This is a genomic window from Bacillus sp. PK3-037 (genome assembly GCF_054161355.1).
Genome location: NZ_CP096408.1, coordinates 3,096,699 through 3,111,426, shown reverse-complemented (window position 1 = coordinate 3,111,426; position 14,728 = coordinate 3,096,699). Strand labels below are relative to the sequence as shown.

The following is a 14,728-nucleotide window of genomic DNA, read 5'->3' as shown; positions in this document are numbered from 1 at the left end:
CGTAATATGGTCTGTTTTTACCCACTGACACATTTGGCAAACAGGCCAATGTGCAGGGCGAGTTTTTTTCAGGCGAAAATGTGACTTATCATCTTTTATGAGGCGGGCTCATACATTATAGATAAGTCCAAGTAGGGGGGATTCGGTTGAACGCGGAGGAGAAAAAGGGATTACAGCGGGCAATTGAGGAAATTACCGAAGTTGCAAAAGGATTCGGCCTTGATTTCTATCCGATGAGATATGAAATCTGCCCGGCTGAAATTATTTATACATTCGGCGCGTACGGGATGCCGACAAGATTCAGCCACTGGAGCTTCGGGAAACAGTTTCATAAAATGAAACTGCATTATGACCTTGGATTAAGCAAAATTTATGAGCTTGTCATTAACTCAGACCCATGCTACGCCTTTTTGCTGGACAGCAATTCACTGATTCAAAATAAATTGATTGTCGCCCATGTTCTCGCCCACTGTGACTTTTTCAAAAACAACTGCCGCTTCCAAAACACGAAGCGTGACATGGTGGAAAGCATGGCGGCAACGGCGGAGCGGATTAAGTATTATGAACGGATTCACGGAATAAAGGAAGTGGAGGCATTTTTAGACGCGATCCTTTCAATCCAGGAGCATATCGATCCTTCTTTGGTGCGTCCGAAGCTCCAATGGAGTGTGGATGATGAGGAAGAAGAGTTTGAGGAAATGGCTACGCCGTACGATGATCTATGGAATTTAGATGGAAAGAAACCGAGAAAACAACTGAAAAAATCAAAAAAACCTTTCCCGCCGCGGCCCGAGAAAGATATTCTGCTTTTTATTGAAGAGCATTCAAGGGAACTTGAGCCGTGGCAGCGTGATATTTTGACGATGATGAGAGAAGAAATGCTTTACTTCTGGCCTCAGCTGGAAACGAAAATTATGAATGAAGGATGGGCTTCATACTGGCATCAAAGAATTATCCGGGAGCTTGATTTAACCTCTGATGAAGCGATAGAGTTCGCCAAGCTGAACGCCGGGGTTGTCCAGCCGTCAAAAACGGGAATCAATCCTTATTATTTGGGACTGAAGATTTTTGAAGATATTGAGGAACGGTATAACAATCCGACTGAGGAAATGAAGAAAATGGGCGTCAAGCCGAACTCAGGCCGGGAGAAAATGTTTGAAGTCAGAGAGATTGAATCAGATATCTCATTCATCCGCAATTATTTAACAAAAGATTTAGTGATGCGCGAGGATCTTTACCTGTTCCAAAAGCAGGGCAGAGACTACAAAATCGTCGATAAAGAGTGGGAGGCTGTCCGCGACCAGCTTGTGAGCATGCGGGTAAACGGAGGATTTCCGTATTTGACAGTAAACGAAGGCGATTATCTGAAAAATAACGAGCTCTTAATTAAGCATTGGTATGAGGGCATAGAACTGGATTTGAAATACTTGGAGAAAGTGCTTCCTTATTTATACCAGCTGTGGGGAAGAAGCGTGCATATCGAATCTGTGCTGGAGGATAAGCAAGTGATGTTTTCGTATGACGGAAAAGGGGTTCACCGCAGGTATTTATAAGAAAAAAGGATGCAGTGTTCTGCATCCTTTTTATTTTCCTGTTTTCAAAATATTAAATATGATTTTTGCCTGGTCGGTATTGTTGATCAGTCCGCTGAATTTCTCTTTTCCGGGGCCGTACGCGTATACCGGCACTTCTTCACCGGTGTGATCGGTACTGGTCCAGCCGCTGTTAGAGCGGGTGTTGAAAATCTTGATGATGGCTTTGTAGGCGCCTTTGCTTTTGTCAGCCTGTGAAGCGGCTTCAATACTTTTTATTTCCTCACGTGTGAAATCCAGATCTGTATAGCGGGCGAGCACATCTTTGACCGGTTTGCCTTCGCTGATTTTTTTGGCCATAAACTCAGGTGTTTTTTTCGCGGCCAAGATCGGCTCCGCATGCCAATTTTTTTCGCCGTTTGCCCCGATGGTAAATCCGCCTGTCGTATGATCAGCAGCTGCTATCACAAGCGTGTGTTTATCTTTTTTCGCAAATTCAATAGCGGCTTTATAGGCCTGTTCAAAATCCTTAACCTCGCTCATGGCTCCGACAGTATCATTGTCATGAGCGGCCCAGTCAATTTGGCTGCCTTCGACCATCAAGAAAAATCCTTTTTTATTTTGATTCAGCCGGTCAATGGCTGAAACAGTCATATCTTTCAGGGATGGGGTTTTGCTGTCGCGGTCGAGCGCTTTATCAAGCCCTCCGTCTGCGAAAAGCCCAAGCACCTGCTGATCTTTATTTTTCTTCAGCGCTTGTTTTGTCGTCACATAGCTGTAGCCCGCTTGTTTAAATTCTTTCGTTACATTTCTGTCCTTGCGGGTAAAGTAGGATTTTCCGCCGCCAAGCAAAACGTCAATTTTTTGTTTGCCTTTTATTTTATCATCTATATAGCTGTTGGCGATTTGGTTCATATTTTTCCGGGATTCATTGTGGGCGCCGTATGCGGCAGGGGTGGCGTGGTTAATTTCAGACGTTGCGACAAGCCCTGTTGACTTGCCTTGCTGCTTGGCTTCTTCAAGCACAGATTTTACTTTTTTTCCGTTTTTATCGACGCCAATTGCATTGTTATATGTCTTAACGCCTGTCGCCAATGCGGTTCCGGCTGCAGCTGAATCTGTAATATTATAGTCAGGGTCATCCGGGTGCGTCATCATCATGCCTGTCAGGTTCCGGTCAAATTCAGTTAACTTCGGGTTATTCGGTGTTTCACCGTTATTTTTCATGGAACGGTAGGCGTTTATGTATGATGCACCCATGCCATCCCCAATCATCACAATGACATTTCTGATCTCATCTTTGTTTTGTTTTTTGGCGCTTGCTTTTTCGGTCTGCTGCAGCTCTGCACCGGCGAATATACTGGCTGTAAGCACGGAAACAGCTGCGACTGGCAGCAATTTTGATTTCATTTTTTGAAACAGCCTCATTTTTTTGCAGGCCTCCTTTAATTTGTTCTGCTTATTACAATAGGGAATGTTTGTTAAGTGCGGCTATTGATCCTGTAAACATTAAGTAAAGAATTGTGATGAATATAAATTGTCTGTGTCCGTTATCTTGCCTTTCTTTCATCAAAGCATTCATTTTTCCGGAAAAATCTTTACCTCATGGTTTATGCGTGATATGGTTGTTTAAATAAAAAACTGCGGATGCCCGCAGTTTTTATCGAAACCTATAAGTCCCTCATTTTTCAGCTATGTCATAAATCCCCAAACCTTCTTCAATTATTTCCTAAATGTTGATAAACCGCCCAAAAAACATGACAAAAGCACTCGTTTTTTGTCACCTTTGAAATGAAAATGAAATATTTAATACCCTTAAAAACTTTTTTTGAAAACGAATAATTAAGAAATTTGTCACGTGAAGTCAAGACTATTTCTGTTGGGAATCCATCCTTATAATAGAAAACAAGATGATTAATTAAAAAAAAGAGATAATGATAGATATACATATTTAGGGAGGATAACATGAAAAAGCAAATCATTACAGCTACAACAGCAGTAGTTTTAGGATCGACCTTATTTGCAGGAGCGGCATCTGCACAAAGCGTCAAGGTGAAAAAAGGCGACACGTTATGGGATCTTTCAAAAAAATACGGCACCACAATAAGTAAAATTAAATCAGAAAACAAGCTTCGTTCTGATATTATTTACGCAGGACAGACTTTATCTATTAACGGTAAATCGGCAGCATCAGGTTCAAAAAGCAGTTCATCTTCTTCCACATACAAAGTAGTGAGCGGCGACAGTCTTTGGAAAATTTCGAAAAAATACGGCATGACGATCAATGAACTGAAAAAACTGAACGGCTTAAAATCAGATCTTCTGCGTATCGGCCAAGTTCTGAAAGTGAAGGGCTCAAGCAGTTCAAGCAGCTCCGGCTCATCAAGCGTGTCTACGTCTGCAACTTCTACATACAAAGTAGTAAGCGGCGACAGTCTATCTAAAATCGCGAAAAAATACGGCACAACGGTTAGCAAAATAAAGAGTCTTAACGGCTTAAAATCAGATTTAATCTATGTCGGACAAGTATTGAAGGTGAAAGGAACAAGTTCTAAACCTGTCACTTCCTCTAAGCCTTCATCTAGTTCAAGCAGCAAAGTATCATCTACATCACTTAACGTAAGCAAACTGGTTTCTGATGCAAAAGCGCTAACTGGAACGCCGTACAAATGGGGCGGAACAACAACTTCCGGTTTTGACTGCAGCGGATTCATTTGGTACGTATTAAACAAACAAACAAGTGTGGCAAGAACGAGCACTGCGGGATACTGGAGTTCCATGAAGAGCATTGCCAGCCCGTCTGTCGGTGATTTCGTCTTCTTTACAACTTATAAATCCGGCCCTTCTCACATGGGGATTTACATTGGAAACAACAGTTTCGTTCATGCAGGATCTGACGGCGTACAAATCAGCAGCCTGAACAACAGCTACTGGAAGCCTCGCTACCTCGGTGCGAAAAGATTCTAATTTTTGCGAAGTAACCCGTTCATAGAACGGGTTTTTTTCATTAGACGGAGCATCTTCGTTTTGGTTACATCTAAAAATGAAAATGTGATAAAAAGTCCAAAAACTTTTTTTCCTTCTTATTTTCATAAAGGGCGATCGCATAAGCACCGGCATAGGGCAGCTGCACAGAATGGTAAGGGATTCTGATCATCTGTTTTTCCTCTAATTCACGCTTTACTGTAGATAAGGGGAGGAACGAAACGCCAAGTCCTTCTTTTATAAACCGTTTCGTTATATGGGTTTGTGTGACTTTCATTGTTCTCACAAATGGAAAAGTCACTCTGACTTGACGGAGTAAGTCGTCCCAGTAGTCAGGATGATTGTGGGTCAAAAGCAGGTATTGCTCAAGCACCTCTTTGGCATCAATTTCTTCCTCTGATGTGAAACGCTGATCAGGAGGCGCAACGAGGACGACAGGGTCCTTATATAAACAGTGGCATGTTAAAGAAGAAGACTGGACTTTTAAACAGCTCAGTCCGATATCGGCCTCGCCGGCTTTAATCAGAGACGAGATTTCTGCCGATTCAAAAATTTTCACTGCAATTTCTGTTTCGGTATTCATTGAAGTGTATCGTTTCATAACAGATGGAAGCACGGTATCGGCGATAAGCGGCGAAACCGCGAGCTGTAAGGTTTGAGAGTAGCCTTGTCTCACTCTGTGGAGCTCTGCCATGCTGTTTTCATAGTCATCAAGCAGCCTCAGTGCGAACGGCAAATAAGCCCTGCCTTCATCGGTTAACTGAATCTGCCTGCCTTTTCGCTCGAACAGTTTGCAGCTGATTTCTTTTTCTAATTGCTTGATATGAACGGTTACAGTGGGCTGAGATAAAAAAAGCGTTTCTGCTGTTTTTCTGAAGTTTTCATATTTCGCTGCAGTCACAAAGGTGTGAAGCCATTTGAAATCCATTTCCATTCTCCCTCTGATTAAGATTTTTAATTAATTCCCTTTAAAATATTCAATATTTTTTAAATATTATATTTACTATAATAACAGAAAAGGATAGGGGGAATACAAATGGTACATTACGGATTAAAGGGAATTACATGTGTGGACACATCAATCAGCCATATTGACGGCGAAAAAGGCCGGCTTATCTACAGAGGGCATCATGCAAAAGACATCGCGCTGCATCACAGCTTTGAAGAAGCCGCTTACTTGATTTTATTTGGAAAACTGCCGGCATCAGATGAATTACAGACATTTGAAAAAAAGCTGATTGCGGAGCGAAACCTGCCTGACCGTATCGGGCGTTTGATTCAGTCGCTGCCAAACAACATGGACGACATGTCGGTACTGAGAACGGTTGTTTCAGCATTAGGGGAAAATACGTACACGTTTTATCCAAAAATAGAAGAAGCGATTCGGCTGATTGCCATCACGCCGTCCATTATCGCTTACAGAAAACGCTGGGCGCGCGGCGAGCAAGCCATTGAGCCATCTTCCCAGTACGGACATGTCGAAAACTATTATTATATGCTCACAGGTGAACAGCCTTCAGAAGCAAAAAAGAAAGCGCTTGAAACATATATGATTCTGGCCATGGAGCACGGCATGAACGCATCAACTTTCTCGGCACGGGTCACTTTGTCTACAGAGAGTGATTTGGTATCGGCCATTACCGCTGCGCTTGGCACGATGAAAGGCCCGCTTCATGGAGGGGCTCCGTCTGCTGTGACGAAAATGCTTGAAGACATTGGGGAAAAAGCGAATGCTGCAGCGTATTTGACAGCAAAGCTTGAAAAAGGAGAACGCCTGATGGGATTTGGGCACCGCGTGTATAAGACGAAAGATCCGCGGGCAGAAGCTTTGAGACAGAAAGCTGAAGAGGTTGCAGGCGATGACCGTGATTTGGATCTGGCGCTGCATGTAGAGGCAGAAGCGATTCGTTTGCTGGACATCTACAAACCGGGCCGCAAGCTGTACACAAACGTTGAATTTTATGCAGCTGCTGTCATGAAGGCAATTGATTTTGATGATGAATTGTTTACACCGACGTTTTCAGCAAGCCGAATGGTAGGCTGGTGCGCACACGTGCTGGAACAAGCAGAAAACAACATGATTTTCCGCCCGTCAGCTAAATATACAGGGGCTATTCCTGAAGAAGTACTTTTATAAACATATTTTGCGGTTTATTCGCTGCTGTGATGTGGTAAACGATCAGTATTATCATGTCTAGGAGTGATCAATATGAACCCAATGGACAGACAAACAGAAGGACAAGAACCGCAGCGGCAGGACCGGCAGCCGGGTATTGAGTCCGAAATGAATCCTCTTCCTTTATCAGAGGACCGTGATTATAAAGGAAGCGGAAAACTGAAAGGAAAAGTCGCGATCATTACAGGAGGCGACAGCGGAATCGGGAAAGCGGCAGCAATCGCGTACGCAAAAGAAGGGGCGGACGTCTCTATTCTTTATCTGGACGAACATTCTGACGCCGAGGAAACGCGAAAACAGATTGAACAGGAAAACGTCCGCTGCCTGCTGATTCCGGGTGATGTCGGAGATGAGAAGCATTGTGAACAGGCTGTACAGCAAACCGTAGACCATTTTGGGAAGCTGGATATTTTGGTTAACAACGCAGCTGAACAGCACCCGCAGGACAGTATTCTTGATATTTCAACAGAACAGCTTGAAAAAACCTTCCGCACGAACATTTTTTCAATGTTTCATATGACAAAGAAAGCTTTGCCTCATTTGAAAGAAGGGAGCGCAATCATTAATACGACCTCGATTACCGCTTATGAAGGGGATACCGCATTAATTGACTATTCCAGTACAAAGGGTGCAATTGTCGCCTTTACACGATCAATGAGCAAATCTCTTGCGGATAAAGGCATCAGAGTGAATGCGGTGGCGCCCGGTCCGATTTGGACACCGCTGATTCCGGCGACATTCCCGGAAGAAAAAGTGAAACAGCATGGACTTGATACACCGATGGGCAGACCGGGACAGCCGGTTGAGCATGCGGGTGCGTACGTCTTGCTCGCATCTGATGAATCTTCCTATATGACGGGACAGACAATTCATGTAAATGGCGGCCGTTTTATTTCAACATAATATACAAAAAACCAGCAAATCTGCTGGTTTTTTTGTGCATGAAAATATGTTACTGCAGAAATTTGTCGAATTTTTAAAAAATTTAGTTTTCATTTTCGGATTTTTATATATAATATTGAGTAGGAGAAAGGAATGATTTATCACCAGTACAAATATAGTAGAAAAAAAGAAAAACGGCCATTACCGCTCATGAATTCAGAAAATTCAAATAAAATATAAAGAAAACATCAGCTAGGAGTTGAAGGGGAATGAAAGGAAGCGTATTTAGGAAGAAAAGCATACAAGATTTAATCGCTGCCACAAATGGGGAAAAATCCTTAAAAAGAGAATTAGGGGCATTTGACTTAACACTGCTTGGGATTGGGGCCATTATTGGTACTGGGATTTTTGTACTGACGGGAACAGGGGCGGTAACTGCCGGACCCGGACTGACCGTTTCATTTGTTGTCGCAGCGCTGGCTTGTTTATTCGCTGCATTGTCTTATGCTGAATTTGCTTCAAGTGTGCCTGTCTCAGGTTCCGTGTACACATTTACCTATGCTACAATGGGAGAACTTTTAGCCTTTATTATCGGGTGGGATTTAATTTTGGAGTATATGCTGGCGGTAAGTGCCGTTTCAGTCGGATGGTCCGGATATTTTCAATCATTTTTGTCCGGGCTTGGCATTCATCTTCCGGTTGCCTTAACGGCTGCTCCGGGGGCTGTAAAAGGAACATTTACCATTTTTAATCTGCCTGCGTTTGTCATTGTTCTTGCGATTACGTATTTGCTTTATTTAGGCATCAGAGAATCTAAAAGAGTCAACAACATTATGGTGATTTTAAAAGTGCTGGTCGTTCTCTTATTTATTGCGGTGGCAGCTGTTTACGTGAAGCCGGATAACTGGCAGCCGTTTATGCCAATGGGCTTTGGCGGCGTATTCAGCGCAGCGGCGCTCGTTTTCTTTGCTTTTATCGGATTTGACGCTGTATCCTCTGCTGCGGAAGAGACGAAAAACCCTGGGAAGGATCTGCCGAAAGGAATTATTTTCTCATTATTGGCTTGTACGATTTTATATGTGACTGTATCAGCCATCATGACAGGGGTTATTCCGTTTGCCCAGTTTGCAGGCGTCGATCATCCGGTTTCTCTCGTTCTTCAAAGCGCGGGGCAAAACTGGGTGGCAGGCATTATCGATATCGGCGCGGTTTTGGGAATGACAACGGTTATGCTTGTGATGCTTTATGGACAGACACGCGTTATGTTTGCTATGTCTCGTGACGGCCTGGTTCCGGGCTCGCTTTCTAAGGTTCATCCGAAGCATAAAACACCTTATGTTGCGACATGGTTTTTCGGCATTATGTCGGCGCTTCTCGGTTCACTTGTTCCGCTTGATGAGCTTGCCAAGCTGGTAAACATCGGTACGCTGTCAGCGTTTGTGCTGATTTCTGTGGCGGTTATCGTATTGAGAAAGAAACAGCCTGATCTCCCGAGAGCTTTTAAATGTCCGGGGGTTCCGGTTATCCCGGGCTTAGCAATTCTTTTCTGCCTGTTCTTAATTTTTAATCTTGGATGGGTGACGATTGTCCGCTTCCTTGTGTGGCTGTTAATTGGCATGGCGATCTATTTCTTATATTCAAGAAAGCATTCAAAATTAAATCAATAACTCTCAAAGAAGAGAGCGGCTTACACTGGCCGCTCTCTTTTCTATTCTCATCAAATGAATATATAGAAATAAGCATGAAAATAAGAGATAATATAGGCTGGAAAGGAAGTGACATCATTGTCTGAGCAAAAACCAGTCCAATGGGCTTCAAAAATCGGTTTCGTCATGGCTGCCGCTGGATCAGCTATCGGCTTAGGCGCGATTTGGAAGTTCCCTTATGTAGCGGGGACGAATGGAGGAGGCGCCTTTTTCCTTATTTTTGTGCTATTTACCATTCTCTTGGGCTATCCGCTTTTAGTGGGAGAATTTATCTTTGGAAGACGGAACCAAACGAATGCCATTGATGCATATAAAAAAGAAGCGCCGCGAACAGCTTGGTTTCTCACAGGATGGGTCGGCGTAGCGGCTTGTTTCTTAGTTTTATCGTTTTACAGTGTTATCGGAGGATGGATTTTACTATATATAGTGAAAACAGCATCAGGTTCACTGTCAGGACTCACCCAGGAACAGTACGGAGCACTTTTTGGTTCTGTTATTCAAAATCCCGTGCAGACGCTCGCGGCTCAGCTTATCTTTATGGTGCTGACTGTGCTGGTTGTCGCCAGAGGGGTTCAAAAAGGGATTGAACGGGTAAGCGCGGTAATGATGCCGATTTTGTTTATATTGTTTGTCCTGCTTGTTCTTCGGTCGCTCACGCTGGATCATGCGATTGAAGGCGTGAAATTTTTGCTTGTGCCTCATTTCGGCGATTTGACGCCGGAGTCTGTTTTATTTGCGCTGGGACAGGCTTTCTTTACGTTAACACTGGGGGTTTCGGTCATGGTGACTTACAGCTCCTATCTGCCGAAAACGCAAAATATCCCGCGTTCTGCCGCCTCCATTGTCGTCATGAATATCATTGTGACACTTTTGGCAGGCCTGGCTATTTTTCCTGCGGTTTTCTCCTTTGGATTGGAGCCGAATGAAGGTCCGACTTTGCTGTTTACAGTGCTTCCGGCCGTTTTTGAACAGCTTCCGTTCGGCATCCTGTTTTTCATCGGCTTTCTTGTCGCATTTTTATTTGCCGCACTGACCTCTGCCTTTTCAATGGTGGAAATGATTGTAGCCATTATCGGCAAAGGCGATGAAACGAAGAGGAAAAAACTGTCATGGATAAGCGGGTTTTTAATCTTCTTAGTCGGTATCCCATCTTGCTTATCTTATGGCATGCTGAGCGATGTGCGCATATTTGATAAGACGTTTTTTGACGTTGTCGATTTTACTGTCAGCAATGTTCTGCTGCCATTAGGAGCCCTGTTAATTTCTATTTTCATTCCGCTGAAAATATCAAAACAGGAGCTGTGGGCAGAAATGAGACAAGGATCGCATCCCGGGAAAGCATTCTTTTATATATGGTTTTATTTGCTCCGTTTCGTTGTGCCGCTGGCTATTATTATTGTGTTCTTAAATTTAATCGGGATTATATCCTTTTAGAAAAACAGGCTCCGCTGGGGGCCTGTTTTTTTGTTTTTTATGATTTCATCAGCGGCTCCCATGCGGTTTTCAGCTTTTTGATACCGAGCCGGATGTCCTCTTCAGAAAGCCCTCCATAACCGATTAAGACAGAAACAAACGGCGGCTGGCTTTTGTACGATGGAGATACCGGATAGACATTCACTCTGTTTTGGGCAGCGGCTTTTATCGCTTCATCCTCACTGGCTGAAAACATGAGCCGGAGCAGGATGTGAAGCCCCGAGTTTTTTCCGAGAACCTCCACACTGTCTCCCAGTTCAGTTCGTATCGCTTCCAGCAGAACAACGTGTTTTTTTCGATACAAGGATCTCATCCTGTTCAAATGCTTTTGCCATTCGCCGTTTTCAATGAAATCTGCCAATGCCAATTGATTATGGGAAGAGACCGTCTGTTTCATCAAAAGCGCATTTTTTCTTACGGGTTCAATAAGTACAGCAGGAAGAATCATATAGCTGATCCGCAGGGAAGGGAGCAATGATTTTGAAAAAGTGCCGAGATAAATGACCCTGCCATTCGGGTCAAGGCCTTGCAGAGATGGAATGGGCTGCCCGCTGTAGCGGAATTCTCCATCATAATCATCCTCAATAATAAATGAGTTTGCCTCTTTTGCCCAAGATAACAGCTCCTGTCTTCGGGCGATCGGCATTATGCTCCCGAGGGGGAATTGATGCGAGGGAGTCGTATAGACAAGATGCGGGCTCTCGTGTGTAAGGCTAGCCGGCAGGACTCCTTCTTCATCAGTGCGAATGGGAACCACGTTCATGTGATTGGCCTCAAACATTCGTCTTGAACGATGAAATCCCGGTTCTTCAAAGCCGATTTTTGTTCCTGGCTGAAGCGTAAGGCAAAGAATTTGCAGAAGGACAGTAGTGCCTGCTCCGATAATAATCTGGCTGGGTTCACAATTGACACCGCGTGACAGTCTGACAAATCGGGCTATCATTTCTCTGAGTGCAGGTTCTCCTTGAGGATCGCCTGAGGTGTGAAATTGTTCAGAATACAGATCGAGACTTTTCACTATGCTTTTTCGCCAAACGTTAAAGGGAAAGTGGATCGGATCGACATTCCCTTGATGAAAGTTAATAACAGGTTCTATTTCTTTATGAGTGACCGATTGAGGAGGCGGTTGATATGATACTGAAGCAGCCGGAAACTCAGGTTCAATTTCTGCCGCAAACCAGCCGATTTTAGGCTTGCTTTTGACATATCCTTCAGCGGTTAATTGCTCGTAGGCGCGTTCTACCGTTGCCGTGCTGACACCGAGCAAGCCGGAGAGCCTGCGTTTTGACGGAAGCCTCATTCCCTTGGTGATTCTGGCATGTGTCATTTCTTGTTTGAAATAGGTGTAAAGCTGTTCATACAGCGGTGTTTTGCTTGTTTTGTCCAGAAACGGCGTGATATCCATTTTATCTCTCCTTTGCATCTGACGTGATCATTTTTTCTGGTTTTGGCTATTTGGTGAATGCCATAAATCGGATATCATCATTGTAACGAATGGAGAGGGGATTGATAAGATGCTTCATATCAAACAATTAACGACTAGAGAAGAATGGATGGAAGCATATCCGGTGATGCACGAATTAAGAACAGAGCTGGATGAAGAGACGTATTTACATAGGCTGGAGCACTGTGTCCAAGAAGAGTCGTATATGCTGTTTGCCTTATATGAGGATAAAGCGATCAGGGCGCTGTGCGGCGCACTGCCAAGGGTCTCGCTTCATAAAGGAGAGTACGTATGGATAGCGGATCTTGTCACAAGCGGGTCTCACAGATCTAAAGGGTACGGCAAACATCTTTTGGATTATGCGGCAAACTGGGCGAAAGATGCGGGCTATCCTCTTGTCAGTCTTTCATCAGGCCTTCAGCGCAAAGACGCCCACAGATTTTATACGGATAAAATGGGATTTGCGATTGAAAGCTACTTATTCAGAAAACAGCTGTAATAAAAAAAGACGCCGTTTCAGGCGTCTTTTCTGCTAAAAGCCAAACTGTAAGTTGGTATCCACAGATACGATCGTATACACACAGATAATCACAAAGAGATTAAGCACAACGCCGAGCAGGCCGGGACCCGTGCGTCCTCTTTTGATGAAAAGCTCGATAACGCCAAACGGAACAGCGGCCATGGCAAACGGCAGCATTTGATAAGAATAAGAGGTCACATTGCTGATAATCGCCAAATTAAGCAAGAGCAAAGACAGAATTGCTGTTCCGACAGATATCCAGCCAAATACATTATGTTCTTTAAAAATTCTTACCAATTCCATAATTCCACCTCGCCGACATTTGCTGATTTTACTGATTTGTTTTTCAGCATGCGTTGGATTTCCTTGGTCGGTCCAGTAACGACTGAGCCGTATACATTAACACCATTTTTCTCTACATAATCCAAGCGGGAATCCACTTTTAAATCTTTTCGTTTTGAGATGACCTGCGCCCATTTCTCGTGCTTCGATATGTAAGTTAAAGCATCGATAAATTGGTCGCCGTTTGACTTGCCTTTTGTATGAATCGCAGTCAGGAATTTTGAATCTTTTCCTGGGTAGCCAAGCGGCTCTGCGTAAGGGGTATCCTTTGTATTGTTCTCTGTTTCAACCGCGTTCCACAAAAAGCTTACATCATAGCCGCTGAATTTTTTATACACTTCTTTTGCCGGATATGCCCTGTCATAAGAAAGGTAGACCTCGGAAACAGTCCCTTCAGGCAAAGTTTTTAATGTTTTTTCCGCTTTTGCGGTTGTTTGTTCAGATCCGCTTGATGGGTGTGTAAAGTAATGGCCGGCTTTATGGATTTCTAAGTCATAGTAGTTGACGACCGGCGCTTTCACTCTGTCATAAAACATTTCCACCCGTTCATTCCCCACGGCGGCCGTTTTCGTGCCAATCTGTTTTTGCAGCGGGAACTCTGTATTCATGCCAAACAGCTTCACCTGGCTCTTCAGTCCAGAAGTATCGACAAGAACATTTGGCATAGTCAGGGCTACAGTGACTGCGGCAGTTTCCATAAATTCATTACCGGTGCTGTTTTTTCCTCCCATTCCGTAATAGAGGTAGCTTCCCAGCGTACAGAGCGGCAAAATCATTAATGTCGAAATGACGGCAAGCGCGGAAATACGCAAATAAGACTTCCGTTTGCCGTAGGCCAGAATGGCTTTTTGTTTTTCAGGACTGATGTCGACATCCCAATCATGATCGTCTGGCAGCTCACTATCAATCAGTTCCTGATACACTTCGAGCTTCTCAAGTTCCTCTTCAAACGCGGTCATTTCCTGATCGCTCATTTCACCGTTTTTATATTGATCAAAACGCTTTTTAAATTCTTCATTCATCATTAACACCTCTATTATAAAGTGCTTTCAGCCGCTGTCTGGCACGAAACAAAACACTTTTAAAATTCGCCTCTGAAATATTCATAATATGGGATGCTTCTTTGTAATTTAATTCTTTTAAATAATATAGTGTTAACGCCTCCCGATAGTTATCGGGGAGCTCGGACATATAACCAGTCAGCACTTCCTTTATCTCTACCTGATGGGCAGGGCTCTGAACAGCAGTCTGAAAGAGACTTCCAATCAAATCATCAGAAATGGTTACTTCTTTCTTATGCTTTCTGACGTAATCAATGAAGGCGTTCCGCGCCACTTGAAAAAGCCAGGGCTTTACTTTGCTGTGATCATAGGAGTGAATGTGTATGTATGCCCGCATAAAGGTTTCCTGCAGCAAGTCTTCGGCAAGATGCTTGTCTTTTGTCATGGAGAGCAGGAACCTGTAAACATCATTCATGTACATTTGGTAAATTTCATCGATCGTCACTGCCTTTTCTCCCCTCTATGTTATACACGCATAAGAAAGGTTTAAAGTTGCACATTACATGCAAACGGCTTTTTAATACGTAATCAAACACCATTACTCTATAGTACCGAAAATTTGCCCTGAAAGATAGTGGTGAGAAATGTTTAACATTTTTTCCATCAG

At 43.7% G+C, this 14,728-nt stretch carries 13 protein-coding genes; 7 read left to right on the top strand and 6 right to left on the bottom strand.

Going from position 1 to position 14,728, the window contains the following annotated elements; all coding sequences use genetic code 11:
- Window positions 1–146: 146 nt before the first annotated feature.
- Complete coding sequence (gene spoVR / locus M1D69_RS16025) at window positions 147–1,553, top strand: stage V sporulation protein SpoVR (protein ID WP_024120723.1); 1,407 nt, start codon at window positions 147–149, stop codon at window positions 1,551–1,553.
- Window positions 1,554–1,583: 30 nt separating this feature from the next.
- On the opposite strand, the gene M1D69_RS16020 is transcribed toward spoVR, so the two are convergent.
- Window positions 1,584–2,960 carry an alkaline phosphatase gene (locus M1D69_RS16020; protein ID WP_458105529.1) on the bottom strand — a complete coding sequence of 459 codons (1,377 nt, stop codon included), beginning with the start codon at window positions 2,958–2,960 and terminating at the stop codon, window positions 1,584–1,586.
- Between the two features lie 537 nt (window positions 2,961–3,497).
- Here M1D69_RS16020 and M1D69_RS16015 point away from each other — a divergent pair.
- The gene (locus M1D69_RS16015; protein ID WP_458105530.1) at window positions 3,498–4,499 is read left to right on the top strand and encodes a LysM peptidoglycan-binding domain-containing protein; all 1,002 of its coding nucleotides are present in this window, start codon (window positions 3,498–3,500) and stop codon (window positions 4,497–4,499) included.
- A gap of 70 nt (window positions 4,500–4,569) precedes the next feature.
- Here the strand turns inward: M1D69_RS16015 and citR are convergent, their stop codons facing one another.
- The gene (citR, locus tag M1D69_RS16010; RefSeq protein ID WP_458105531.1) at window positions 4,570–5,445 is read right to left on the bottom strand and encodes a transcriptional regulator CitR; all 876 of its coding nucleotides are present in this window, start codon (window positions 5,443–5,445) and stop codon (window positions 4,570–4,572) included.
- Between the two features lie 108 nt (window positions 5,446–5,553).
- On the opposite strand from citR, the gene citA reads away from it, so the two are divergent.
- From citA to M1D69_RS15990, 4 genes are all read left to right on the top strand, one after another.
- Window positions 5,554–6,654 (top strand): citrate synthase CitA, encoded by a 1,101-nt coding sequence (citA, locus tag M1D69_RS16005; RefSeq protein ID WP_458105532.1) that lies wholly within the window; start codon window positions 5,554–5,556, stop codon window positions 6,652–6,654.
- Window positions 6,655–6,726: 72 nt separating this feature from the next.
- Window positions 6,727–7,596 (top strand): SDR family oxidoreductase, encoded by an 870-nt coding sequence (locus M1D69_RS16000; protein ID WP_458105533.1) that lies wholly within the window; start codon window positions 6,727–6,729, stop codon window positions 7,594–7,596.
- A gap of 248 nt (window positions 7,597–7,844) precedes the next feature.
- Entirely contained in the window at window positions 7,845–9,242 is a 1,398-nt protein-coding gene (bcaP, locus tag M1D69_RS15995; RefSeq protein WP_458105534.1) for a branched-chain amino acid transporter BcaP, read from the top strand.
- Between the two features lie 117 nt (window positions 9,243–9,359).
- Window positions 9,360–10,715 carry a sodium-dependent transporter gene (locus M1D69_RS15990; protein ID WP_458105535.1) on the top strand — a complete coding sequence of 452 codons (1,356 nt, stop codon included), beginning with the start codon at window positions 9,360–9,362 and terminating at the stop codon, window positions 10,713–10,715.
- A 37-nt stretch (window positions 10,716–10,752) separates the two neighbouring features.
- Here M1D69_RS15990 and pdxR read toward each other — a convergent pair whose 3' ends face one another.
- Window positions 10,753–12,159: a MocR-like pyridoxine biosynthesis transcription factor PdxR gene (gene pdxR / locus M1D69_RS15985; RefSeq protein WP_458105536.1), complete on the bottom strand. Its 1,407-nt coding sequence runs from the start codon at window positions 12,157–12,159 to the stop codon at window positions 10,753–10,755.
- A 109-nt stretch (window positions 12,160–12,268) separates the two neighbouring features.
- Between pdxR and M1D69_RS15980 the strand changes: the two genes are divergently transcribed.
- Window positions 12,269–12,697, top strand: coding sequence for a GNAT family N-acetyltransferase (locus M1D69_RS15980; protein WP_458105537.1), 429 nt, complete (start codon window positions 12,269–12,271; stop codon window positions 12,695–12,697).
- 33 nt (window positions 12,698–12,730) lie between these two features.
- Here M1D69_RS15980 and M1D69_RS15975 read toward each other — a convergent pair whose 3' ends face one another.
- The 3 genes from M1D69_RS15975 to sigM are packed head-to-tail and all read right to left on the bottom strand — an operon-like array spanning window position 12,731 to window position 14,566.
- A complete protein-coding gene (locus M1D69_RS15975; RefSeq protein WP_024120733.1) occupies window positions 12,731–13,021 on the bottom strand; it encodes a hypothetical protein in 291 nt (96 codons plus the stop codon).
- Window positions 13,009–14,085, bottom strand: coding sequence for an anti-sigma factor (locus tag M1D69_RS15970; RefSeq protein WP_458105538.1), 1,077 nt, complete (start codon window positions 14,083–14,085; stop codon window positions 13,009–13,011). The genes M1D69_RS15975 and M1D69_RS15970 overlap by 13 nt, the downstream gene beginning before the upstream one ends.
- On the bottom strand, window positions 14,075–14,566 hold the full coding sequence (sigM, locus tag M1D69_RS15965; RefSeq protein ID WP_024120735.1) for an RNA polymerase sigma factor SigM: 492 nt from the start codon (window positions 14,564–14,566) through the stop codon (window positions 14,075–14,077). The genes M1D69_RS15970 and sigM overlap by 11 nt, the downstream gene beginning before the upstream one ends.
- Window positions 14,567–14,728: the final 162 nt, after the last annotated feature.

What these genes read in the sequence shown, in the direction of transcription:
- M1D69_RS15975 (WP_024120733.1), bottom strand. Translation starts at nt 13,021, where the DNA reads ATGGAATTGGTAAGAATTTTTAAAGAACATAATGTATTTGGCTGGATA.
- M1D69_RS15980 (WP_458105537.1), top strand. Translation starts at nt 12,269, where the DNA reads ATGCTTCATATCAAACAATTAACGACTAGAGAAGAATGGATGGAAGCA.
- M1D69_RS16015 (WP_458105530.1), top strand. Translation starts at nt 3,498, where the DNA reads ATGAAAAAGCAAATCATTACAGCTACAACAGCAGTAGTTTTAGGATCG.
- citA (WP_458105532.1), top strand. Translation starts at nt 5,554, where the DNA reads ATGGTACATTACGGATTAAAGGGAATTACATGTGTGGACACATCAATC.
- M1D69_RS16020 (WP_458105529.1), bottom strand. Translation starts at nt 2,960, where the DNA reads ATGAGGCTGTTTCAAAAAATGAAATCAAAATTGCTGCCAGTCGCAGCT.
- M1D69_RS16000 (WP_458105533.1), top strand. Translation starts at nt 6,727, where the DNA reads ATGAACCCAATGGACAGACAAACAGAAGGACAAGAACCGCAGCGGCAG.
- M1D69_RS15970 (WP_458105538.1), bottom strand. Translation starts at nt 14,085, where the DNA reads ATGATGAATGAAGAATTTAAAAAGCGTTTTGATCAATATAAAAACGGT.
- pdxR (WP_458105536.1), bottom strand. Translation starts at nt 12,159, where the DNA reads ATGGATATCACGCCGTTTCTGGACAAAACAAGCAAAACACCGCTGTAT.
- citR (WP_458105531.1), bottom strand. Translation starts at nt 5,445, where the DNA reads ATGGATTTCAAATGGCTTCACACCTTTGTGACTGCAGCGAAATATGAA.
- bcaP (WP_458105534.1), top strand. Translation starts at nt 7,845, where the DNA reads ATGAAAGGAAGCGTATTTAGGAAGAAAAGCATACAAGATTTAATCGCT.